Origin of the sequence: Marinobacter sp. S0848L (genome assembly GCF_023016065.1) — a bacterium.
Lineage (GTDB): Bacteria > Pseudomonadota > Gammaproteobacteria > Pseudomonadales > Oleiphilaceae > Marinobacter.
Genome location: NZ_JALKAQ010000001.1, coordinates 450,322 through 473,837, shown reverse-complemented (window position 1 = coordinate 473,837; position 23,516 = coordinate 450,322). Strand labels below are relative to the sequence as shown.

The 23,516-nt window shown below is 55.0% G+C and carries 22 protein-coding genes and 1 other RNA gene; 12 read left to right on the top strand and 11 right to left on the bottom strand.

From position 1 onward, the window contains the following. Positions 1-9: 9 nt before the first annotated feature. The 5 genes from MWU64_RS02245 to MWU64_RS02225 form a co-directional block, all read right to left on the bottom strand. Positions 10-555: a DUF3726 domain-containing protein gene (locus MWU64_RS02245; RefSeq protein WP_247060295.1), complete on the bottom strand. Its 546-nt coding sequence runs from the start codon at positions 553-555 to the stop codon at positions 10-12. 26 nt (positions 556-581) lie between these two features. After that, positions 582-785, bottom strand: coding sequence for a DUF3726 domain-containing protein (locus MWU64_RS02240; protein WP_247060293.1), 204 nt, complete (start codon positions 783-785; stop codon positions 582-584). A 228-nt stretch (positions 786-1,013) separates the two neighbouring features. Beyond that, positions 1,014-2,570 (bottom strand): BCCT family transporter, encoded by a 1,557-nt coding sequence (locus MWU64_RS02235; protein ID WP_247060291.1) that lies wholly within the window; start codon positions 2,568-2,570, stop codon positions 1,014-1,016. 232 nt (positions 2,571-2,802) lie between these two features. After that, positions 2,803-3,858 (bottom strand): hypothetical protein, encoded by a 1,056-nt coding sequence (locus tag MWU64_RS02230; RefSeq protein ID WP_247060289.1) that lies wholly within the window; start codon positions 3,856-3,858, stop codon positions 2,803-2,805. Between the two features lie 19 nt (positions 3,859-3,877). After that, positions 3,878-4,675 (bottom strand): SDR family NAD(P)-dependent oxidoreductase, encoded by a 798-nt coding sequence (locus MWU64_RS02225; protein ID WP_114334553.1) that lies wholly within the window; start codon positions 4,673-4,675, stop codon positions 3,878-3,880. A gap of 140 nt (positions 4,676-4,815) precedes the next feature. Between MWU64_RS02225 and MWU64_RS02220 the strand changes: the two genes are divergently transcribed. After that, positions 4,816-5,823, top strand: a complete 1,008-nt coding sequence (locus MWU64_RS02220) for an AraC family transcriptional regulator (protein WP_247060287.1) — start codon at positions 4,816-4,818, stop codon at positions 5,821-5,823. On the opposite strand, the gene MWU64_RS02215 is transcribed toward MWU64_RS02220, so the two are convergent. The 3 genes from MWU64_RS02215 to smpB all read right to left on the bottom strand — a co-directional run bounded on the left by MWU64_RS02215 (position 5,813) and on the right by smpB (position 7,713). Continuing rightward, complete coding sequence (locus tag MWU64_RS02215) at positions 5,813-6,694, bottom strand: chemotaxis protein (protein ID WP_247060285.1); 882 nt, start codon at positions 6,692-6,694, stop codon at positions 5,813-5,815. The two genes, MWU64_RS02220 and MWU64_RS02215, sit on opposite strands and share 11 nt — an antisense overlap. 112 nt (positions 6,695-6,806) lie before the next feature. Beyond that, positions 6,807-7,170, bottom strand: a transfer-messenger RNA (tmRNA) gene (ssrA, locus tag MWU64_RS02210). Between the two features lie 63 nt (positions 7,171-7,233). Further along, positions 7,234-7,713, bottom strand: coding sequence for an SsrA-binding protein SmpB (gene smpB / locus MWU64_RS02205; RefSeq protein ID WP_114334549.1), 480 nt, complete (start codon positions 7,711-7,713; stop codon positions 7,234-7,236). A 182-nt stretch (positions 7,714-7,895) separates the two neighbouring features. Here smpB and MWU64_RS02200 point away from each other — a divergent pair, with 182 nt between their 5' ends. Genes MWU64_RS02200 through MWU64_RS02190 form a run of 3 tightly spaced genes read left to right on the top strand, consistent with a single transcriptional unit; the run spans position 7,896 to position 10,279 of the window. After that, entirely contained in the window at positions 7,896-9,494 is a 1,599-nt protein-coding gene (locus MWU64_RS02200; RefSeq protein WP_247060283.1) for a sodium-dependent transporter, read from the top strand. Positions 9,495-9,551: 57 nt separating this feature from the next. After that, positions 9,552-10,001: a type II toxin-antitoxin system RatA family toxin gene (locus tag MWU64_RS02195; RefSeq protein WP_247060281.1), complete on the top strand. Its 450-nt coding sequence runs from the start codon at positions 9,552-9,554 to the stop codon at positions 9,999-10,001. Continuing rightward, positions 10,001-10,279 (top strand): RnfH family protein, encoded by a 279-nt coding sequence (locus tag MWU64_RS02190; protein ID WP_247060278.1) that lies wholly within the window; start codon positions 10,001-10,003, stop codon positions 10,277-10,279. Before MWU64_RS02195 ends, MWU64_RS02190 begins: the two co-directional genes overlap by 1 nt. 4 nt (positions 10,280-10,283) lie before the next feature. On the opposite strand, the gene MWU64_RS02185 is transcribed toward MWU64_RS02190, so the two are convergent. After that, positions 10,284-10,616: an outer membrane protein assembly factor BamE gene (locus MWU64_RS02185; RefSeq protein WP_247060276.1), complete on the bottom strand. Its 333-nt coding sequence runs from the start codon at positions 10,614-10,616 to the stop codon at positions 10,284-10,286. Positions 10,617-10,738: 122 nt separating this feature from the next. Between MWU64_RS02185 and fur the strand changes: the two genes are divergently transcribed. After that, entirely contained in the window at positions 10,739-11,158 is a 420-nt protein-coding gene (gene fur / locus MWU64_RS02180) for a ferric iron uptake transcriptional regulator (RefSeq protein ID WP_247060274.1), read from the top strand. Between the two features lie 73 nt (positions 11,159-11,231). On the opposite strand, the gene recN is transcribed toward fur, so the two are convergent. After that, positions 11,232-12,911: a DNA repair protein RecN gene (gene recN, locus MWU64_RS02175; protein WP_247060273.1), complete on the bottom strand. Its 1,680-nt coding sequence runs from the start codon at positions 12,909-12,911 to the stop codon at positions 11,232-11,234. 260 nt (positions 12,912-13,171) lie between these two features. Between recN and grpE the strand changes: the two genes are divergently transcribed. The 7 genes from grpE to greA all read left to right on the top strand — a co-directional run bounded on the left by grpE (position 13,172) and on the right by greA (position 23,104). Further along, complete coding sequence (gene grpE, locus MWU64_RS02170; RefSeq protein ID WP_247060271.1) at positions 13,172-13,774, top strand: nucleotide exchange factor GrpE; 603 nt, start codon at positions 13,172-13,174, stop codon at positions 13,772-13,774. Between the two features lie 92 nt (positions 13,775-13,866). Beyond that, positions 13,867-15,780, top strand: a complete 1,914-nt coding sequence (dnaK, locus tag MWU64_RS02165; RefSeq protein WP_247060262.1) for a molecular chaperone DnaK — start codon at positions 13,867-13,869, stop codon at positions 15,778-15,780. A gap of 77 nt (positions 15,781-15,857) precedes the next feature. Beyond that, complete coding sequence (gene dnaJ, locus MWU64_RS02160; protein WP_247060245.1) at positions 15,858-16,988, top strand: molecular chaperone DnaJ; 1,131 nt, start codon at positions 15,858-15,860, stop codon at positions 16,986-16,988. Between the two features lie 11 nt (positions 16,989-16,999). After that, the gene (gene dapB / locus MWU64_RS02155) at positions 17,000-17,803 is read left to right on the top strand and encodes a 4-hydroxy-tetrahydrodipicolinate reductase (protein ID WP_247060243.1); all 804 of its coding nucleotides are present in this window, start codon (positions 17,000-17,002) and stop codon (positions 17,801-17,803) included. 384 nt (positions 17,804-18,187) lie between these two features. Then, positions 18,188-19,318 (top strand): glutamine-hydrolyzing carbamoyl-phosphate synthase small subunit, encoded by a 1,131-nt coding sequence (carA, locus tag MWU64_RS02150; RefSeq protein WP_247060241.1) that lies wholly within the window; start codon positions 18,188-18,190, stop codon positions 19,316-19,318. A gap of 80 nt (positions 19,319-19,398) precedes the next feature. Continuing rightward, on the top strand, positions 19,399-22,617 hold the full coding sequence (gene carB, locus MWU64_RS02145; protein ID WP_247060231.1) for a carbamoyl-phosphate synthase large subunit: 3,219 nt from the start codon (positions 19,399-19,401) through the stop codon (positions 22,615-22,617). Positions 22,618-22,621: 4 nt separating this feature from the next. Beyond that, positions 22,622-23,104 carry a transcription elongation factor GreA gene (gene greA / locus MWU64_RS02140; RefSeq protein WP_281496200.1) on the top strand — a complete coding sequence of 161 codons (483 nt, stop codon included), beginning with the start codon at positions 22,622-22,624 and terminating at the stop codon, positions 23,102-23,104. A 65-nt stretch (positions 23,105-23,169) separates the two neighbouring features. Here greA and yhbY read toward each other — a convergent pair whose 3' ends face one another. Beyond that, the gene (gene yhbY, locus MWU64_RS02135; protein ID WP_247060224.1) at positions 23,170-23,478 is read right to left on the bottom strand and encodes a ribosome assembly RNA-binding protein YhbY; all 309 of its coding nucleotides are present in this window, start codon (positions 23,476-23,478) and stop codon (positions 23,170-23,172) included. Positions 23,479-23,516 lie beyond the last annotated feature (38 nt).

The following is a 23,516-nucleotide window of genomic DNA, read 5'->3' as shown; positions in this document are numbered from 1 at the left end:
AGGGGCTCCTTAGTCGTTGTCGTTGGTGCCGGCGCCAGCGCCTTGGCGTGAGTCTTCAGAGGATTCCACCAGCATTTTTGTTGCCAGTAGCTTCAGGCGATCCCAAAGTTCCGAGTCCACCTCGATGCCGTCAACTAACGAGCGTTCATGCCAGTCCAGCATGACGGCGCGATTTTGCAGAATCAGATCATTGGCCGGTGCATCGGGTTTCAGGTTGGGTAGCAGGTCCACGTGGTTCACCATCACCAGCGTGATGCCGTTGTTGGGTTCGGTGTCGTCGGGGATGGACGGCAGCCCGTACATGCAAATCTCGGGTTCGGCCTCACCGGATTTAAAGCTCACGATGATTTCGGTCAGCGGTTCGTGAGAATTACGCCAGAACGCCGTCACGCTCATGCCTCGCCTCGCGATGCGAGACAGATAGCCCACAATCAGCATGCGGTTGTGGCAATGGCGTATTTTGGTGACCGAAAGCCCTCGGGCGCGACACTTGGCGTACCCCAGCTCAATGGCCAGGCTGGCGTGGCCGAGCACGGTTTTGTTCTCGGCATCCACCACACATAAATCCGCATCCTGATAGATCAGCTTGGGCGGGTGGGATTTGTCTTCGTTGAGCAGAAAATCCAGACCCTTACGTAGCGCGGTAGCGCGGTGACTCCATCTAGCCCATGAGCTTCCATCCAGGCCACCATATCCGCGGCATCGTTGGCGTCGCCTTCGTCAAAACCAATGGCGATGAAGGCTTTTCGGGACAGTCCCTGCAGTTCGTTGATTTTCCGGAACACAACGCGAATCTGCGTTTTATACCGTTACAGGAACCGGATGTGGTGCGTAGGATCGGGTTGGTAAAAGCCAGGAACTGTACCTTGGCCCCGGCGGCGCAAATTATGGAAACGTTTTTGCTGGAGAGCTTGCAGGGTAAAGCAATATAAAAAAAGCGCCCTTGGCCAATCTCAATGAGAGTTGGCCAAGGGCGCTTAGGACCTGTGCTTAGCTAGGCTGCAACACAGTAATCAATCAATGATCTTCTGCTCACGAGCCATGGCGTAAGCGGCTTTAGGCCCAAGCCACAGTGACGGCAGCAGAATGAACGACACTGGAATTGCTGTGATGACGATAAACTGTTGCAGCACGCCGATTTGACCCGAACCCATGTACAGCAAAATGCCAGCCATGGCGGCCATTGCGACACCCCAAAATGCACGAACAAACGTTTTCGGCTGATCGTGGCCAGAGCTTACAACCGCGATGGAGTAGCTCATAGAGTCACCTGTGGTTGCCACGAAAACGGTCGTCAGGATCAAAATGGCAAGCGCCATGAAGCCACCGCCCGGTAGCGCTTGAGCAACGGTCAGAGTGGCTACGTCAAACCGGAAGTTATTGAGCGCTTCGGCGAGGTCAATGACACCGGTCAGCTGGTAGTAGATGCCTGAGCCGCCTAGCAGTGTGAACCACAAGGTGGTCGCAATCGGCGCCATAACCGCTACCGCAAGGATCATTTCACGAATGCTGCGGCCGCGCGAAATGCGGGCAACGAAGATCGCCATCAGCGGTGCATAGCCGATAAACCAGGCAAAGAAGAACACCGTCCACCACTTCATCCACCAGCCCGGGGCGGTGTCGGCCGTCATTGTCGCCATTTCCATGAAGGAGGAAACGTATTCACCCATGCTTTGGAAGTAAGTATTGGTCAAATAAAGAGTGGGGCCGAATACAAAAATAATGGCCGCGATGGCCAAAGCCAGAAAGACGTTCATCCGGCTCAGGAACTGGATGCCACGATGCACACCGGTCACTGCCGAGGTCACGTAGATCAGGGCGAGAATAGCCAGGATCACCATTTTTGTTCCGAGCCCGTCGGCCAGGCCGAACAGTTCACTCAGGCCAAAGCTCATTTGAGTGGCAAGAAAACCGATCGGGCCAACGGTACCGGCCACGATGGCGATAACGCAGCAAGCATCGATGACACTGCCTACCCAGCCACTCATGATGCGCTCACCGAACACAGGATAGAGCAGAGTGCGAGGCTGCAGGGGTTTGTCTTGCACGTAATGAGCATGGGCAAGAATAATGGCGGCTAGAGTGCCGAGTACTGCCCAAGCTAAAAAGCCCCAGTGCATAAACGATTGCGCCATTGCACCGGCCACCGCTTCGGCGGTTCCGGGTTCGGTTGTAAATGCTGGTGGTGTCACGACGAAGTGGTACACAGGCTCGCCAGCCGCGAAGAACACGCCGCCGCCGGCCAGCAGTGTGCACATGATGATAGACAACCAGCGGAAGGTGCTCATTTCCGGGCGGTCCAGATTGCCGATTTTTGCTTTTGCGGCGGGAGTGCAAGCCAAGCCAATAGCAATAAAGAAGGTTGCCAATAGCAACATCTGGAAGTAGGTGCCAAAGAATTTGGCGGTCCAGGTGAAGCCGCTACCAATCGCGTCGGCAACGCCTTTGAGGTCAAACAAAGAAAAGCCTACAAACAGCGCAATAAAGCCAACACTGAGCGTAAGTACTACCGGGTCACCAAGTTGAGCTATCGAATAGTCTCCACCTGATTTTTGGTTACCCTGAGCCATAACATAAACCTTTTTTAATGCATCTTTTAATCTTGGCGCGCGACAGTGCCACAAATGAACCAGCAATTCCAATGCATGGCAGGACTTTCTGCAAACGCACAAAATGAAGGTTAATCGGCATTAGGGTACCGATTAACTCATACAAGTGTAGTTATTAGTGGGATATTTGCTTGCCCGGCTTGGTAATTACGGCAGATCGGGCAGGGGGCATGGCTTTATACATGCCCACGTATTAAGTCGGCTTGTGCAGCCTTCCGTGACGGGCTTCACCAACGTAAAACGCAGGCTTGGCGCCTGGAAATGCCCAAAACGGCGTCATTTCGGAAGAAGGGAATACGTTAGGGAAACGTGGGTCGCGCTGAGAAGGCCCGGCGATGGTCTTTTCCTGCACCATCGAGATGTACTGGTCGATGGAGTTCTCGAGCGTGTTGCCATTGATGATGACCTCGGTTCCGATTGTTTTGGCGTATTTCGCTACGCCGCTGGCGGCCGAAAGGTGCGGAGCGTAAGAGTCCACGCTGACACCGTTCTCGCTGGTGACCCACAGGCCTTCATCGGTGTGAACAACAATGGAGTGATTGCCCTCGGTGTGCCCCGGCGTGTGCACCAGCGCGACGCCATCGCCCAGCATGATCGAGCCGTCAAATTTGATGACCTTGTCTTCGGGCACTCCGGCAATGCCTGACGGGCAATACCAGTCTGCTTGGTACGGATTTAAATCCTGGGCAGATTCCCACTCACGCCAGTGCACCAGCAACTTGGCATTCGGGAATACCGCCTGCTCCTGATCGGTGCCCAGCCAGCGGCGCACATCCTGAGTATGCAGGTGGTCGTAGGTGATGTAGTCGATGTCTTCCGGCTTCAGGCCTAGGCTGGCAACAACCGCCGGCGCGGTGGTTTGCCGGTCCACAATCATGTTGGTGAAAAGACTTGGCGTGTTGTCCTGCAGGCGCCGGAAAAATGGCGTTTCGCCGTTGCGCTCGTAGTCGGATGGCGACACCAGCATGGTCTTTACGCCTTCCTCAGTATCAAACTGCACCACAAAAACGCGGTTCTGTATATGCACGTACTCCACCAGTCGTTCCCGAGAGAAGGCGTTGCGCAATCCGTACCGTGCGGGGTAGGGCACTTTCACGAGATCGAACGATCGGAAATATCGCGCTTTCGGCCCTGCCAGCATGGTCTTCCGGAAACCCTCTGCGGCGGCGCGGGTGTCTTCAACGCGGGCTTGCTGGCCGTACGCACTGCGTGAATTGTCAAAGTCGGTGATCTGTTTGAAAAGTGTCATCGGTTATCTCTTGTTGTTCTCAGCGGAAGTTGTCGGATTCAAAGTTTTTGCGGCCACGTTCCACCGCACGGCGCGTCATGCGCAAGAAAAAGGTTGGCACCGCATTGGAAAGCCGGCCCAGCAGCTTGTCTTGCCACGGCAGGAAGTATTCCAAAGGTTGTTTTTTCAGAACCGGCCCGAGTACGGCTTGGGCGACGTCTTCAGGCGTTAACGCTCGGCTGCTGGCAAAGGTTAGTGCGGAGTTATCGTCGCCGCGCTGCTGTTCCAGCATGGCAGTTTTGACCGGGCCTGGGCCGACCAGTGACACCGCAATACCGTGACGACGAAGGTCACCAGCCGCGGCAATGCTAAAACCGCGCACGGCAAATTTACTGGTGGCGTAAACCGCATTACCCGGAACCGCGCACAAGGAAGCCAGTGAGCCGATGTTAATAATATGGCCGCGATGGCCGCTGGATAGCATGTGCGCGGCAGCTGCGTTGGTGCCAAAAATCACGCCTTTCACGTTCACGTCCAGCGTCAGATTGATGTCTTTGCTGTCCAGGTCGCCGGTACGGCCGCTGCGAAGCACCCCGGCTCCATTGATCAGCACGTCTACTTTCACCTGATCAGAAGCAAGGCGCTGGAATAATGCCTGCCATTGATCGTTGTCCCTAACGTCGAGGGTTTCGCAGCGCACCGCGCTCTGGTTTGCCCAGCGCTTGGCGAGCCCCTCGGCGTTCATGTCGGCGGCGATGACGCTGTGGCCGCTCTGAATCGCTTGTTCAATGATGCATGCGCCTATGCCGCATGCGGCACCCGTTACCATTATTAGCATCGATGTTCCCCGTGACCGGACCGGTCATCATTGTTCGACGGATTTTTAATGACAACGATGACAAGCTCCCCCGTCGCCTGCTTGACACAGGCTGCCATGTTTTTAACACTTTACGCCAGCCCCGCGATGTCGAGAATGATATGACCGTTCACCGCCGATCCATTCCGGCCAGCTTTGCCCTTGCGCTTTATGAGTATCTTGACCAGCGTGGTATCGATGCCAACGCGCTTTTGCCGGTGCCGAGGCCGCCGCAGGACTCCCTATTAAATGCAGATATACCGATAGAGCTCTGGCGGCAGTTGCTTGAGTGCGCCGCGCAGCATTTGGATGATCCACAGCTGGGGCTGCACCTCGGGCAAACCATCATACCGCGCCATGCGGGGGTGCTCGGCTATGTGATTATGGCTTCTGAAAACCTCGGGGAAGCCATTGCCCACTTTCATCGCTACCAGCGACTGATCTACGACGTGACTCCGCTGATCGTCCGTCAGGATGAGCAGGCGATGGAGCTGGTTTGGGATGCGGACCATGGCCGTCCGGGGCCGTTGGTGGACGAAACGGCCGTTACGGCGCTGGTTAATTTCATCCGACGCCTGACGTTTTCGGGCCTTGTGCCGAAGAGGGTGGATTTTATAAATGCCACGCCCGCGAATATTGACGCCTACACCGAGTACTTCGGTTGTCCGGTCAGGTTCGAACAGCCAGAAACCGTACTCCGTATAGCGGCCGACAGCTTGGGCCATCCGCTACGAACCTCGGACCCCGCGATGCTGACGATGCTGGAAGCTCAGGCCGATGCGCTCTTGGCCCGCTTGCCATTGAAATCGCCGTTGGTCGATGACGTGCGCCGGCGGATAGGGCGGTTGTTGTCGGACCAACAGCCGGATATTGGCACCGTTGCCGCCAATATGGGGGTGTCTACGCGCACGTTGCAACGACAATTAGCATCGGAAGGCACCAGTTTTCTGAAAGAAGTTGCTGCAGTACGGCGCGAAGTTGCTGAGCGCTACTTGCGGGAAACCAACTTGGGGCTGGTCGATATTGCACTGGTACTGGGTTATTCGGAGCACAGTGCGTTCACGCGTAGTTTTATCCGATGGACCGGGATGACGCCGATTGCGTATCGGCGCGGAAGGTCTAGGAGCTAGCTCCCCGCAGCATGGCTTGCAGTAATTCTTCGGCATCAAACTTGGTTAGGGCTTCGTTGGCTCCAACTTGATTGGCATAGCTAAGACTCATCTCGCTGTTTAGTGAGGTGTGCAAAATGATATAAGGCTGTTTGAGGGACGAGTTATCTCGTACATTGAACGCCAGTTCATAGCCATCCAGCCCCGGCATTTCGATGTCGCTGACTAATATCTCGATGGGATGACCCGAGCCGTGCTCTTTGAGCAATATGTCGAGTGCGTCGCTACCGTTAGTGGTGACGTGATAGTGAATGCCTTTGCTATCGAGGACATCGGATAGTTGCTTACGGGCGACCTGGGAGTCGTCGACCAGCAGAATATTCAGGGAACCGAGTGTTTCGCTCTGCACCTCTGAAAGCATCACTTCTTGAGTGTCGAGAGACTCTGGGTACACCTTGGCCAACAAAAGTTCCACGTCCAGCAGCTGAATGATATTGCTACCAGTATCGAGCAGTCCTGTAATAAAGACGTTAGCGCCAAGCGCCTTGGGAGGCGGCATCACGCTTTTCCAGTCAGTCTCGATAATTTGCTGAACGCCGCGAACCAAAAAGCCGATTTCCCGTCGCTGGACGTCAGTCACTATGATGGATGCGTTCTCCCGCTCTTCTTTGGTGAGAGCCGGATAGCCAACGGCCGCTGACATGTCAATCACCGGCACCGCAGAACCTCGAAAAGTCGCGGTGCCAATCACCGCATGATGGCTGTGCGGCAGCTTGGTCACGCGACGGAAGGGCAGTATTTCGCGGATTTTCAGCGTACCGATGCCAAACAACCGTGAGCCGAACAGGCGGAACAGCAGAAGTTTCTGGGACTGATTCGTTTTGCTGGACATAAATGGATCCTAAAACGAAAGAGAACTCCGTTTCGGAGCTCTTGATGTGCTTGGGATTTATAGAGTCAAAAACGAAAAAAGCCCCTGAAATCAGGAGCTTTTTTTGGTTGTTTGGTGGAGACGGCGGGAATTGAACCCGCGTCCGCCAGCACTATGCCTTGAGATCTACATGTTTATGTCCTTCTATTGATTTAACCTCAAGCGACCCGAAGGCCAGGGTGCAGGAGGCGAGTTCTTTAAATCTTAGCCGTTAGCCAGTGAACTCTGGATAACGGAGCGTCCCGTAAGCGATGACGTCCTGAGATGTTGCTTCCGGGCTACGGGCGACCCGGTCAGGACGACTAGCAGCTTACGCTGCTAGTGCGTAGTTTTCGTCGTTTGCGACTATTGCATTGCAGCTTTGGATTAACGAGATTCGCTGCCATCTCGACATGCACCCAAGGGTTCGCCACCAGCGTCGAAGCCATGTCGTCCCCTTATCCACAGTATATGTGGGCGCCTTGCATAACTTCAAGGCTTGTTTGTTGCGGTTTGTACGATCAGCCGGCGTTTTCCCGCATGATCCGTTGCTTCTGACGGTTCCAGTCGCGCTCTTTCTCGGTGGCGCGCTTGTCGAACAGCTTCTTGCCTTTCACCAGAGCGATTTCACATTTTACCTTGTTGCCTTTCCAGTACAGAGCGAGAGGTACGCATGTTTGGCCTGCCTGACTGGTTTCCCCGATCAGCTTGGCCAGCTCCTTTGCGTGCAGAAGCAGTTTGCGTGTGCGGGTTGGGTCGGCAATCACGTGAGTGGATGCGGCCGTCAACGGTTGAAAGTGGGCGCCGAGCAGAAAAGCTTCGCCGTCTTTCAACAACACATAGGCGTCGGTTATCTGGCCTTTGCCAGCCCGTAACGATTTGACTTCCCAGCCGAGCAGGGCGATGCCCGCTTCGAAGCGTTCCTCTATATGGTATTCATGTTTCGCCTTTTTGTTGAGGGCGATGGTGCTGCTGGGCATACCAGGCTTTTTCTTGCTCATGAAACCTTCTCGGAATCTGAAAAATGAATTTGCTGGCCAAGTGTCTGGGTCGCCGGCAAAACCGGTATTGTAGCCCAGTAGGGCCAGACGGGTCACGATTTGGCCTTACATGGCCTGTTGGCATTCGTACCCGGGCCACAGTGTCGGCTACAATAACGGGCCTTTTGACATTAGGGATCACAATGTCGAGTAAGTATCAGACATCTATCGGGTCATTTACCCGAAAATCAACCTTCTTCTGGGCCTCGGTGGGCGCAACCGTGGGGCTCGCCAATCTGTGGCAGTTCCCGTATCTCGCCAGCGTTCATGGCGGAGGGCTGTTTGTGCTGGCGTATCTGGTCTGTTTGCTTGTGGTCACGCTCCCGCTAATGGTGACCGAGGCTGCGATTGGCCGGCACTCTCGCCACGGTATGGTGCTGGCGATGGATGGGTTGGTTAAAACGGCAGGCGGCTCGCCGGTGTGGCGTTTGGCTGGGCCGCTCAGCATTCTTGCGTCCTTTCTGGTGCTTTCGTTTACGGCGGTGTTTGGCGGGATTGTGGTTGCTTATATTTTCTTTGGCGCAACCGACAGTTTTGGGGGCGCCAATGCGGCAGAGGCCACAGGGATCCTCGCGGAACTGGTGTCGAGTTCGGGGCGCTACCGGGAGTTCATGGGCTGGCATGCCTTCTTCTTGTTATTGGTGGTATGGGTATCTGCTCGGGGAGTGGTGAGTGGGGTAGAGCGCTCCCTGCGGATGATCGTGCCCGGCGGTTTGGTGTTAATGCTGGGGCTCTTCGGTGTGGCGGCAACACATGGCCAGTTGGCATCGGGCGTTGAAAGCATTCTGGTTATGCGCCCTGAAGAGTTTGGGCTCGAAAGCGTTCAAGCTGCCTTCTTTCACGCTTTCTTCACGTTGGGCTTGGGCGTGGGCGTTTGGGCTGTTTTCGGAGCCTATAGTACCGCTCATACTCGATTAAAGCGTTCGTTGCTAGCGGTTGTCCTGATGGACACGTTAATCGCCATTGTTGTTGGCGTGATGATGTTCTCGGTGGCGTCGGGCAGCGGCAGTCTCGACGGGCAACACGGGTTTGGGCTGTTGTTTGTTTCTTTGCCGGTTACGCTTGCCCCGGTTCCGTTCAGTCAGGTTGTTATTGCTGCAGTGTTTTTGGCTGTGATGCTGGTGGTGTGGGCTACCTCGATAGCGTTGTTGGAGTCGGTCGTCGCCTGGTTCAGGGAATGGACCGGGGCGCCCCGAACCTGGTCGGTCATTATTGTCGGGGCCGCGGTTTGGCTTGCCGGATTGGCCTCTTTGTTTTCATTCAACGTATGGTCTGAATACCGGCTGGCGGGAGCTACAACCTACCGCTGGATAGAGTTGCTTGCCGGCGGTGTGGTGATTCCCCTGGTTGCTGTGTTGGTGGCAACCTTCGCCGGATGGGGGCTGACCAGGCGATATTCCGCGGGCATGCTGGGCCATGCGCCTGCGCTGTTCCGCAAGGCGTGGCTCTGGGCGATGCGCCTCGTTTTGCCGTTAGTCGTGACCTGGATTGGTATTCAATACACGGCCGTGTCGTTGGCGAACTTGTGCGAAAATGGCAGTGCAGCGGTTTGGTGCTCTACAGGTCAAAGCTCGGTTGCTGAAGAATCAGCCGAGCCCGAATCTGATTTGGACTCGGAATCTCGGGGTGAAGCGGGGGAGGGCTCGAACGTTAAAGCCTCGACGAAAGCGAGCGTGAGTGAAGAGGTAAATCGAGAGCCCGCGGCTCCCAGCGAAGACGATATCCTTTATCATAGTGTTTAGCGGATCGGCCTCGTTCAGCTTGGCGCGATAACATTGAAAGGTAGGAATTCCGGTTTTATGGCTCATCAGATAGACAAAACAGCGCTGGTCATGCACTCATCGGAGCGTATGTTTCATTTGGTTAATGACATTGCGCGTTACCCTGAGTTTTTACCTTGGTGCGCCGGGGCCGAGGTTCATAAGCAAACTGACCAAGAGATTATGGCATCACTGGAAATTGCCAAGGGTGGTGTACGACACACGCTCACCACCTGTAACCAGCTATTAATGCCGGAATCCATTGAAATGAAGTTAGTGGAAGGTCCGCTCAAGAACCTGACCGGCCGCTGGCACTTTAAGTCGCTGGATTCCAATGCCTGTAAGGTGATTTTGACTTTAGAGTTTGAGTTTTCGGGGTCGTTGGCCCGGATGACCTTCGGGCCGGTATTTAATCAGGCGGCGAACACCATGGTGGATGCCTTCTGTCGCCGTGCCGATGAGGTCTATAAAACAGGAGAGCTTTGCTGATGCGCGTTGAGGTGGCCTATGCGCGGCCGGATAAGCAGCAGATTCTGGAAGTCGCTGTGCCTGAAGGGACAACGGCACTGGAAGCCGTCAAGGCATCAGGCATTGTCGACGTGTTCCCCGAAATCAATCCTGACGAAATCGATATGGGTGTTTTCGGTAAGGTCGTAAAAAAACCGGCTAGCCACACCCTGCATGAAGGTGATCGGGTGGAACTTTACCGGCCATTAATCATAGACCCCAAGCAGGCCCGGCTAAACCGAGCCAAGAAAAAAGCCTGAGTTATTAATACGCTGGGGTTTCTTCCAGCAACTTGGCTTCGTGATGGAGGTAGGTGTTTTCATCGTAGTGCACAACGATACGTTGCTCCTCGATGTCACCGCCTCGGCGCTGGAACGTATAGATGTAGTATTCCTGTGAGGGATCAACAGGGTTCAGCATCAAAGGAGTTCCCAGCAGCGCGTGGACTTGGCTCCGTTGCATGCCTTCCGACAAGCTTGCCAGCTCCTCGTCAGTGACAATGTTGCCCTGTTGGACGTTGATTTTGTAAACGCCCGGGAAAACACATCCCGCCAGAGATATAATGCTAATAAGAACGATAGCGGTGAGCTTTTGCATCGCTTTGGGAAATCCTCTATCTTGAGTTCGCCTGCCTGGAGCAGGTGTGAAACGGGCTAACCGTTGAACGGCGGCTTCATCATACCGGAAGCCGTAAGGCACACCAAAGAGTGAATACTAGCATGTCATCTGAAAACACCGAATTACGAAAAGTCGGTCTTAAGGTAACTCTTCCGAGAGTTAAGATCTTCAATATCCTTGAGAATGCTAAAGAGCATCATTTGAGTGCCGAGGACGTCTATAAAAAACTGTTAGACCAAGGCGACGACGTGGGATTGGCAACCGTGTACCGGGTGCTGACCCAATTCGAAACTGCGGGGCTGATTCTCCGGCACAATTTTGAAGGCGGCCACGCCGTGTTCGAAATGGCGGGTGAAGATCACCATGACCACATGGTGTGTACTCAGACCGGCGAAGTTGTCGAATTTGTCGATGAAGTGATTGAAGAGCGTCAGAAGAAAATTGCTGCAGAGCACGGCTACGAAATCGTTGAGCACAGCCTGATTTTGTACGTTAAGCCAATAAAATCTGACGACAAGTAAGTAAAAGCAATAAAAAAAGGGGCCGGCATAGGCGGGCCCCAAAAACTCTCGAAATCGAGAGGGGATTCTCTGCTCAGTGATGGGTCGCCTGACCTTTCACGACCATCTCTTTTGCGTGTGCGATCGTCTGTTCTGTCATGTCTACGCCGCCCAGCATACGGGCAACCTCATCCACTCGGCCTTGGTCATTCAGCGCCTCTATGCGCGAGAAGGTGGCTTCTTTTTCGGTGAATTTGCTCACGAACAAATGCTGATGGCTTTGCGCTGCCACTTGGGGCAGGTGAGTTACGCAGAGCACCTGCCCGTTGCTGCCCAAGGATCTCAGTAGGCGCCCGACAACCTCGGCGGTGCCGCCGCCGATGCCAACGTCTACTTCGTCGAATACCAATGTTGGTGTGGTTGAGGTTTGCGCGACCACAACCTGAATGGCGAGGCTGATCCGCGACAATTCACCGCCAGACGCAACTTTCGCCAGTGGTCGGGCCGGTTGGCCGGGGTTGGCGCTGACCAGAAATTCAATGTCCTCAAGGCCGTTCGGTGCTGGCTCGGCTTCTTTATCACGGTTCAAGTGGGAGACAAACTGGACGGAGGGCATGCTCAGTTGTGCCAGTTCGTGGGCGATTCGCTGGTCCAGCTCTGCAGCTGCCTGCTCTCGCTTGGCTGACAGTTGTGCTGCTACGGCATCAAACTCGGTTTTGTATTGCTCCAGTTCCGCTTCGAGCTGCTCCAGGCTGCCGGCGCCGCCGTCCAGTTCTTCCAGTTCGTCACGAAGCCGTTGGTGCAATTCAGGAAGTTCTTCCGGCCCGATGCGGTGTTTGCGCGCCATCTGGTAAACCGCGCTCAAGCGCTCTTCAACCTCGGCGAGCCGAGCCGGGTCAGCTTCATAATCATCCACAAAGCGCCGCAGATTATCGCCCGCTTCGGAAATCTGAATCTGGGCTTCGTTGAGCATTTGCAGAGTGTCGGCGAGTTCCGGCACCTCTACAGGCATTTGTTCCAGTAACTGCAACGCCTGTCGGAGGCTGTTTGCAGCACTGGATTCTTCCTCAGTGCACAGCAGCGCCGCCTGATGGCTGCTGTGCAGAATGGCATCAGCTTGGCTGAGCTTTGTTTGCTCCTGCTCCAACTCTTCTTGTTCGCCGTCTTCCAGTGCCAGGCGGTCGAGTTCTTCTACCTGATATCGCAAAAGCTGAAGTTTGGCTTCGGTTTCATCGGCATTCTGCTGCCGCTGTCGAAGTTTTTGCTGGGTTTGGTGCCAGTTTTTCCAGGCAGCTTTCGTTTGTTCTGCCAGCTGTTCGGCACCGGCAAACTCATCCAGCAGTTTGCGGTGAGTTTCTTTGCGAAGTAGAGACTGATGCTGGTGCTGGCTGTGGATATCCATCAGCAACCCGCCCAGCTCTTTCAGTTGCGACAACGGCGACGGCTGACCGTTGATAAAAGCTTTGGAGCGGCCGTCTTTACTAATGGTACGGCGCAGGATGCATTCGCTCTTCTCATCCAGATCGTGGCTTTCGAGCCATTTACCCGCCTCGGGGATATTGGAAATGTCGAAGCTGGCGGTGATATCGGCACGCTTGGCGCCGTGGCGCACAGCACCAGCGTCGGCGCGACCGCCCATGGCCAGGCCCAAGGCATCCAGAACAATGGATTTACCAGCACCGGTTTCGCCGGTCAGTGCTGTCATGCCTTTATTGAATTGCAGCTCAACGCGTTCGGCGATGGCGTAGTTGGAAACGGTAAGTTGTGTAAGCATGCCGATACCTCTGCTTGGGCCTGATGGGGCTACTGAAAAATAATACTGTTCGCCTATACAGTTGCTGTGAATATATACAGTGATTTTGGGGTTTGCAAATGTTGGTTTGCAAAAAAAACGAAAGAATCCGTTTCGGGAAAGGTTGAATCTGAACCCCGGAACCCCATATCGGTTCGCAAAGCATATTTTCCTGCCGTTTTGATCGGTGGGCTCTATTCGCCGCGTGCCTTCGGGCGCTGGAAAACGTATTAGGAGTGATCATGAGTGCTGACGATAAGCGCAACGAGCAAGTAGAAGAGGCGGCAGCGAACGCCGAGCAGCAGGCTGCCGAGCAAGAGGGTTCCGAAGCGCAGGTTGACGCCGGCGAAGGGTCTGAGTTGGATGCCCTGAAAGCTCAATTGCAGGAGTACCAGGATCAGGCTTTGCGCGCACAGGCTGAGATGCAAAACGTGCGTCGTCGAGCAGAACTGGATGTTGAAAAGGCGCATAAGTTTGCTTTGGAAAAGTTCGTAAAAGAGCTCTTGCCGGTTGCCGACAGTCTGGAAAAGGCGGTTGAGAGCACCGAAGGGAATGAAGAGTCGGGCGAGCTGGTCGCTTCCATGCGTCAGGGAGTGGAAATGACCCTGAGCCTGTTCTTGGGCAGCCTCAAAAAATTCAATGTTGAGCAGTTGAACCCCGTTGGCGAACCGTTTGATCCGCAGCAGCATGAAGCAATGTCAATGGTGCCTGCGCCTGATGCCGAACCCAACAGTGTCGTGGCGGTTGTGCAGAAAGGCTACCTACTGAACGGGCGCGTGGTTCGTCCGGCCATGGTTGTGGTGGCGAAGGCAGAAAGTGCACCAAAAATCGACGAGCAGGCTTGAAAAGCCGAATAAAGCGCCAATATAGCCATTAAACAGAAGCAACCGGGGTGTCCGCACTACCGGCAGATTTCAGCAAGATTTGGAGTGAATTTATGAGCAAGATTATCGGTATTGACCTCGGAACCACCAACTCCTGTGTGGCCGTAATGGACGGCGACAAGGTAAAGGTAATTGAAAACGCCGAGGGCGATCGCACCACGCCTTCCATCATTGCGTACACCGATGATGGCGAAACGCTGGTTGGTCAGTCCGCTAAGCGTCAGGCGGTGACTAACCCCGACAACACTTTGTATGCCATCAAGCGTCTGATCGGTCGTCGTTTTGAAGACGATGTCGTGCAGAAAGACATCAAGATGGTGCCATACAAAATCACCAAAGCAGACAACGGTGATGCGTGGGTAGATGTTAAAGGCCAGAAAATGGCTCCGCCGCAGATTTCTGCAGAAACTCTGAAAAAGATGAAGAAAACTGCGGAAGACTACCTGGGCGAAACGGTAAGTGCTGCGGTTATTACCGTACCGGCTTACTTTAACGACAGCCAGCGTCAGGCCACGAAAGACGCCGGTAAGATCGCCGGACTGGAAGTTAAGCGGATCATCAACGAGCCGACTGCAGCTGCGCTTGCTTACGGTATGGATAAGCAAAGCGGTGACCGCACGGTTGCTGTATACGACTTGGGTGGTGGTACCTTCGACTTGTCCATCATCGAAATTGCCGACGTAGACGGCGAGCACCAGTTTGAAGTTCTGGCTACCAACGGTGACACCTTCCTGGGTGGTGAAGACTTCGACTTGAAGGTTATCGAATACCTGGCAGACCAGTTCAAGAAAGACAGCGGCATCGATCTGCGTGGCGACTCGCTGGCGATGCAGCGTCTGAAAGAAGCGGCTGAAAAAGCCAAGATCGAACTGTCCAGCAGCCAGCAGACCGACGTTAACCTGCCGTACGTAACCGCAGACGCGTCTGGTCCTAAGCACATGAACGTCAAGCTGACCCGTGCCAAGCTGGAATCTCTGGTTGAAGATCTGGTTCAGCGCAGCCTTGAGCCATGTAAAGTGGCCCTGAAAGACTCTGGCCTGAGCGCTTCTGAAATTGACGAAGTGATTCTGGTTGGTGGTCAGACTCGTATGCCACTGGTTCAGGAAAAAGTTAAAGAATTCTTCGGCAAAGAGCCGCGTAAAGACGTGAACCCGGACGAAGCCGTAGCCATGGGTGCTGCGATTCAGGGTGCGGTACTGTCTGGCGATGTAAAAGACGTATTGCTGCTGGACGTTACTCCGCTGACCCTGGGTATCGAAACCATGGGTGGCGTAGCGACTCCGCTGATCGACAAGAACACCACGATTCCGACCAAGAAGTCCCAGACTTTCTCCACGGCGGAAGACAACCAGACAGCGGTAACCATTCACGTTGTTCAGGGTGAGCGTAAGCAAGCGGCGCAGAACAAGTCGCTGGGTCGCTTTGACCTGGCTGACATTCCGCCGGCGCAGCGCGGTGTTCCGCAGATCGAAGTGACGTTCGATATCGACGCGAACGGTATTCTGAACGTGTCTGCGAAAGACAAGGCGACTGGTAAAGAGCAGTCCATCGTCATCAAGGCTTCTTCTGGCCTGAACGATGACGAAATCGAGAAGATGGTTCGCGATGCCGAGGCCAATGCCGAGGAAGATCGCAAGTTCGAAGAGCTGATTCAGGCTCGCAACCAGGGTGACGGCATGGTTCACGCTGTGCGCAAGACCCTGAGCGAAGCGGGCGACAAAGTGAGCGATAGCGAGAAAGAGTCTATCGAAGCTGCGATCAAGGATCTCGAGGAAGCTCTGACTGGCAGCGATAAAGATGATATCGAAGCCAAGACTCAGAAGCTGACCGAAGTATCCTCCGAGCTGGCGCAGAAGATGTACGCGGATCAGGCTGAGCAAGCCGCAGGCCAGGAAGGCGAAGAAGCTCAGGCAGCCGACGATGCCGTCGATGCCGAGTTCGAAGAAGTCAAAGACGACAAGAAGTAAATCCTAAGTACATCAGGTAGTTGGAAAGCGCGGGCTGATGTCCGCGTTTTCCGCGTTATAGCAACAGGATTTTAAGCATGGCCAAACGCGATTATTACGAAGTACTTGGGGTCTCCCGGGGCGCGGAAGATAAAGAAATCAAGCGGGCGTACCGAAAGCTCGCGATGAAATACCATCCCGACCGCAACCCGGATGATGCAGACGCCGACGACAAGTTTAAAGAGGCCAGCGAAGCCTACGAAGTGCTGATGGATGCCAACAAGCGTGCAGCCTATGACCAGTTCGGACACGCTGGCGTAGACGGTCAGGCCGGCGGTGGCGGCGGCTTCGGCGGCGGTGGAAACTTCTCAGACATCTTCGGGGATGTATTTGGTGACATCTTCGGTGGCGGCGGTGGTCGCGCCCGCAACACCCGGGGTTCCGACCTGCGCTACACGCTGGAATTGGACCTTGAAGAAGCGGTCAAAGGTAAAGACGTCAAAATCACCATTCCCGGCCATAAGGAATGCGAGACCTGTGACGGTAGCGGTGCTGAAAAAGGCTCCCGCCCGGAAACCTGTGGAACCTGTCAGGGTATGGGGCAGGTGCGCATGCAGCAAGGGTTCTTCACCGTACAGCAGGCATGCCCCACATGCCGTGGTTCGGGTCAGATCATCAAGAATCCGTGTAAATCTTGCCATGGGCAAGGCCGCGTAAGACAAGAGAAAACCCTGTCGGTAAAAGTGCCACCGGGAGTGGATACCGGCGATCGCATTCGCTTGTCCGGCGAAGGCGAAATGGGTGTCGATGGTGGGCCTCCAGGCGATCTGTACGTGCAGGTGGCAGTGCGCGAACACGCAATCTTTACCCGCGATGGCCGCAACCTCTACTGCGAAGTGCCCATCAGCATCGTCGATGCCGCCTTGGGTGGCGAGCTGGAAGTGCCGACACTGGATGGCCGCGTGAAACTGAAAATCCCGGCCGAAACCCAGACCGGCAAACTGTTCCGCTTGCGTAACAAGGGTGTTAGCCCGGTACGCGGTGGCCCGGCTGGCGATTTGCTGTGCCGAGTGATGGTAGAGACCCCGGTGAACCTGACCAAGCGTCAGAAAGAATTGTTGGGCGAGTTCCAGAAGACGCTGGACGATTCCAATGGTTCCGAGCATGCTCCGAAGAAAACCTCCTGGTTTGAGGGTGTGAAAAGTTTCTTTGATGAAATGAAATTCTGAGGACAGAGCTGATGCGGGTAGCAATCATTGGCGCCGCCGGGCGCATGGGTAAGGTATTGATTGAAGCGGTAGACGGCACCGAAGGGCTTGAGCTGGGTGCGGCAATTGTCGAGCCGGATAGCAGTCTAATCGGTGCAGATGCCGGTGACATGACAGGGGTTGGTAAAACCGGTGTTAAGTTGGCAGCCAGTCTGGCCGATGTTAAAGACGACTTCGACGTACTGGTCGACTTCACCTTTCCGGACCTGACGCTGGAAAACGCCGAGTTCTGCAAAGTCAACGGCAAAATGCTCGTGATCGGCACCACCGGCATGACCGACGCCGAAAAAGAGCAGCTTGCCCAAGCGGCGGAGTCGGTTCCCGTAGTGTTCGCGCCCAACATGAGCGTGGGCGTAAATGTGGTGCTGAACCTGCTCAAAACCGCAGCGGCAACACTGGGTGACGACTACGACGTAGAAATCATTGAAGCGCATCACCGCCACAAAAAAGACGCACCCTCCGGAACCGCACTGCGCATGGGCGAAGTCGTTGCCGACGCACTGGGGCGTGACCTGAAAGAGTGTGCCGTTTACGGTCGTGAAGGCTTCACCGGTGAACGCACCCGCAAAGAAATCGGCTTCGAAACCATCCGCGCCGGTGATGTTGTGGGTGATCACACCGTGCTGTTCGCCACCGAAGGCGAGCGCATTGAAGTGACTCACAAAGCCAGCAGTCGCATGACGTTCGCTAAAGGTGCGATGCGCGCTGCCCTGTGGTTGAAAGATAAGCCGGCAGGCTTGTACGACATGCAGGATGTGCTGAATCTGAAGGGTTGATTCTTCGGTAGATTTGGCAGGCTAACTCGGAGGCGGTGGATTGCACGCTTGCCTTCCGGAAATGTCGTAGGCCATGGATGGCCGAAGAGAAGCGCACAGGGATGTGCTTGTAGCGGTTTCCGGAAGGCAAGCGTGCAAGCCGCTGCCGGAGTTTGAGTTTGTTGGAGTTGAAGTTTGCCTATATCAAGCCAAGCCATAATTCGCGATGGACAAAAAGCGACAAAATTCGTAGAATAAGTCGATTTTTTTGCACCAAGCGTACCTTTGAAAAGTTTCTAGAAAAGCGGGACCGGGCCACCACTCAGTCTCGCTTTTTTGCAACCTGACTTTGCGCTTGCGTTCCTGTTCGTGACGAACTTACGCCACTCGATGAGGATACAAGCCTTGAGTACACCAGCAATCCTTGCACTCGCAGACGGAAGCCTGTTTTACGGCACCGCCATTGGCGCAGACGGAGAAACCAGCGGCGAAGTGGTATTCAATACCGCGATGACCGGCTACCAGGAAATCCTGACCGACCCGTCATACTCGCGCCAAATCGTCACCTTGACGTATCCCCACATCGGCAACACCGGCGTTAACGAAGAAGACGTGGAATCCGACCGCGTACACGCCGCAGGCCTGATCATTCGTGATCTACCGCTGATCGCCAGCAGCTGGCGCAGTCAGGGTAGCCTCGAAGACTACCTGCGAAGCAACAACATCGTAGGCATCGCTGACATCGATACTCGCCGCCTGACCCGCATCCTCCGGGACAAAGGTTCCCAGAACGGCGCTATCCTTGCCGGTGAGAATGCCACGGCCGAACGCGCACTCGAGCTCGCAAAAGCCTTCCCCGGCCTCAAAGGCATGGATCTGGCTAAAGAAGTTACCTGCGAAAAGCCCTACCAGTGGAAACAATCCGAATGGGATCTGGCAACGGGTTACGGTGAGCAGACTGATGCCAAATTCAAAGTGGTCGCTTGGGACTACGGCGTAAAGTACAACATCCTGCGCATGCTCGCTTCCCGCGGCTGCGATATTACCGTTGTACCGGCCCAAACCCCGGCCTCCGAAGTACTGGCCATGAACCCCGACGGCATCTTCCTGTCTAACGGCCCTGGCGACCCGGAGCCGTGTGATTACGCCATCAACGCAATCAAAGAAGTGTTGGAAACCGACATTCCGGTTTTCGGAATCTGTCTCGGGCACCAGCTGCTGGCACTGGCCAGTGGAGCCAAATCCATGAAAATGAACCATGGCCACCACGGTGCGAACCATCCGGTGCAAGACATGCAAAGCGGTGTCGTCATGATCACCAGTCAGAACCACGGCTTTGCGGTAGATGCATCCACCTTGCCTGACAACATCCAGGCAACCCATAAGTCATTGTTTGACGGCACGTTGCAGGGACTCCGTTTGACCGATAAAGCGGCCTACAGCTTCCAGGGTCACCCTGAAGCCAGCCCCGGTCCCGGTGATGTAGCGCCCCTGTTTGACGAGTTTATCCAGTTGATGGAAGCACGATCCGCCTAACGCCGGATCACCACGGATAACGACAGGCGCTGCGTTCTGCGCTGCAAGAATTCAAAAGTTGCTGACAGGTTTACCAAGACATGCCAAAACGTACCGACATCAAAAGCATCCTGATCCTGGGCGCTGGCCCCATCGTGATCGGGCAGGCGTGCGAGTTCGATTACTCCGGAGCCCAGGCTTGTAAAGCCCTGCGTGAAGAGGGTTACCGGGTAATTCTGGTGAACTCCAACCCGGCTACCATCATGACGGACCCGGTCATGGCCGATGCCACCTACATCGAGCCCATCAACTGGAAAACCGTCGAAAAAATCATTGAGAAAGAAAAGCCGGACGCCCTGCTGCCGACTATGGGCGGCCAGACCGCGCTGAACTGTGCGCTGGATCTGGAAAAATACGGCGTACTCGAGAAGCACGGTGTCGAAATGATCGGTGCGAACGCCGACACCATCGACAAAGCCGAAGACCGTAACCGCTTCGACCAGGCCATGAAGAAAATTGGCCTTGAGTGCCCGAGGGCCTCCATTGCCCACTCCATGGACGAAGCTTGGGAAATCTCCAAAGAAATCGGCTTCCCGTGCATCATTCGTCCGTCGTTCACCATGGGTGGTTCCGGTGGTGGTATCGCGTACAACAAAGACGAATTTGAAGAAATCTGTACTCGTGGTCTGGATCTTTCTCCGACCAACGAACTGCTGATCGACGAATCCCTGATCGGCTGGAAAGAGTACGAGATGGAAGTGGTTCGTGACAAAAACGACAACTGCATCATCGTCTGCGCCATCGAAAACTTTGACGCCATGGGTGTGCACACCGGTGACTCCATCACGGTTGCCCCGGCTCAGACCCTGACCGACAAAGAATACCAAATCATGCGTAACGCCTCCTTGGCGGTACTACGTGAAATCGGCGTTGAGACCGGTGGTTCTAACGTCCAGTTCGGTATCAACCCCGACACCGGCCGCATGGTCGTCATCGAAATGAACCCGCGGGTATCCCGTTCTTCGGCGTTGGCCTCCAAAGCAACCGGTTTCCCGATTGCCAAGGTCGCGGCCAAGCTGGCGATTGGTTACACCCTCGATGAGCTGCAGAACGAAATTACCGGTGGCGTAACGCCGGCTTCTTTCGAGCCTAGCATCGATTACGTGGTTACCAAGATTCCTCGCTTTACCTTCGAGAAGTTCCCGCAGGCAGACGCTCGACTGACCACTCAGATGAAGTCGGTGGGCGAAGTCATGGCCATTGGCCGGACCTTCCAGGAATCGGTTCAAAAAGCGTTGCGTGGTCTGGAAGTGGGCTCCGAAGGTTTCGACGAGAAGCTGGAAGATCTGGATTCAGAAAACTCCCGCGAAACTCTGACCACCGAGCTGAACGTACCGGGCGCAGACCGTATCTGGTACATCGGTGATGCCTTCCGCGCCGGAATGACGGTCGAAGAAGTCTTCAGGCACACCAAGGTAGATCCTTGGTATCTGGTGCAGATTGAAGACCTGATCAAAGAAGAGACTGCCCTGAAGACCGCAGGCAAGGCGGATATCGATTACGCCACCTTGTTCCGTCTGAAGCGTAAAGGCTTCTCTGACGCGCGTTTGGCCAAGCTGCTCGGCATTTCCGAAGCCAGCATGCGTAAACTGCGTCACGACCTGGGCGTGCGCCCGGTCTACAAGCGTGTGGACACCTGCGCCGCCGAATTCGCATCAGACACCGCTTACATGTACTCCACCTATGAAGAAGAGTGCGAGGCGGATCCGTCCGATCGTGAAAAGATCGTGGTCATCGGTGGTGGTCCCAACCGCATTGGTCAGGGTATCGAGTTTGATTATTGCTGTGTTCACGCCGCGTTCGCGATGCGCGAAGACGGCTACGAAACCATCATGATCAACTGCAACCCGGAAACCGTGTCCACCGACTACGACACCTCCGATCGCTTGTACTTCGAGCCGATCACTCTGGAAGATGTTCTGGAAATTATCGCTGTTGAAAAGCCGAAGGGTGTCATTGTTCAGTACGGCGGCCAAACGCCGTTGAAACTGGCGCGCGGCCTGGAAGCGGCCGGTGTTCCGATTATCGGTACCAGCCCGGACGCCATCGACCGTGCCGAAGACCGTGAGCGTTTCCAGCAGATGATCCAGCGCCTGGGTCTGAAACAGCCAGAAAACGCCACCGTGCGCAGCCACGAAGAAGGCATTGTCGCCGCACGCGAGATTGGCTACCCGCTGGTGGTTCGCCCGTCCTACGTACTGGGCGGTCGCGCCATGGAAATCGTCTACGACGAAACCGAACTGGTTCGCTACATGCAAAGTGCCGTATTGGTGTCTAACGACAGCCCGGTACTACTGGACCACTTCCTGAACGCCGCCATCGAGGTGGATATCGACGCCATCTCCGACGGCACCGACGTCGTGATCGGCGGCATCATGCAGCACATCGAGCAGGCGGGTATTCACTCCGGTGACTCCGCGTGTTCACTGCCGCCTTACAGCTTGCCGGCTGACGTTCAGGACGCCATGCGCGAAGCCGTCAAGAAGATGGCCATCGAGCTGGAAGTGATCGGTCTGATGAACGTACAGCTGGCTTGGCAGGATGGCGAAATCTACGTGATCGAGGTGAACCCTCGTGCCTCCCGTACCGTGCCGTTCGTATCCAAGGCGATTGGTTTGTCTCTGGCGGCGGTTGCGGCTCGAGTGATGTCCGGCAAGACTCTGAAAGAACTGGATTTCACGCAGGAAATCGTACCGACTTACTACGCGGTGAAAGAGTCTGTGTTCCCGTTCAACAAGTTCCCGTCGGTTGACCCGATTCTGGGGCCGGAAATGAAGTCTACCGGTGAGGTGATGGGGCTGGGTGACAGCTTTGACGAAGCCTTTGCCAAGGCATCACTGGCCGTTGGCGATAAGTTGCCAACCGAAGGTACGGCGTTCATGTCGGTGAGAAATGTCGACAAGCCGGGTGCCGTCGAAGTGGCTCGTGAGCTGATTGAAGCTGGCTTCAACATCATTGCCACAACAGGCACCGCAAAAGCGCTTGAAGAGGCAGGTATTGCCGTTGAGCACGTCAACAAGGTCCGTGAAGGTCGTCCGCACATTGTGGACGCAATCAAGAACGGCGAAGTGCAGCTGATTATCAACACCACTGAAGGTCGTAAAGCCATCTCTGACTCGTCGCAGATCCGTCAGTCGGCGTTGCAGAGTAAGGTAACCTATACAACGACTCTGGCAGGTGGCGAAGCCTACTGCCGAGCCATTAAGTTTGGTCCGGAGCGCGCAGTTCGTCGCCTCCAGGACCTGCACGCAGGGAAGTAACGATATGTCTACTGATAGAGTTCCTATGACCAAGCTGGGCGAGGCCCGCTTGCGTGAGGAGCTGAAAAAATTGAAATCCGAAGATCGTCCGCGGGTTATTCAGGCTATTTCTGATGCTCGTGAACACGGCGATTTGAAAGAAAACGCTGAATACCACGCTGCGCGTGAGCAGCAAAGCTTCATCGAAGGGCGCATTCAGGAAATTGAAGGCAAGCTTTCGGTAGCTCAGGTCATCGACGTGACGGCAATGGAAAATACCGGCAAGGTCATTTTCGGCACCACCGTCGAGTTGGTGAACATGGATACCGATGAAGAAGTGACCTACCAGATTGTTGGCGAAGACGAAGCTGACATCAAGGCGGGCAAGCTTTCGGTATCTTCGCCAATTGCGCGGGCGTTGATCGGTAAAAGTGAGGGTGATGTGGTGGCTATCCGCATTCCGTCCGGTACCGTTGAGTACGAAATTGCCGAGGTGCAGTACATCTAAGCTACTGCAGGCAAAGAAAAGCCGGCCGGAGGTAACCTCGGGCCGGCTTTTTTATTGCTCAAAACTTATTTGTTTCTGAGCAGGTTCGAAAGCTTCGGGTTGGGTTTCTTTGACCGGCGCAGAATCACGGCAATCTTGCCGATGGTTTGTACCAGTTCGGCCTTCGCGCTCTTGCACAGTGCTTCGATGGCTTCCTGACGGGCTTCGCGATCCTGGCTGGCCACTTTGATTTTGATCAGTTCGTGATCATTCAGGGCGCGGTCCAGTTCGTCTTGAAGTCCTTCGGACAGGCCTTTGTCGCCGACGATGATGATGGGCTTCAGGTTGTGGGCAATGGCCCGGTATTCCCGGCGCTGTTCCGATGACAAGCTCATGATGTAATCTCTTTATCAATGCTATTAACAAAAGGTCA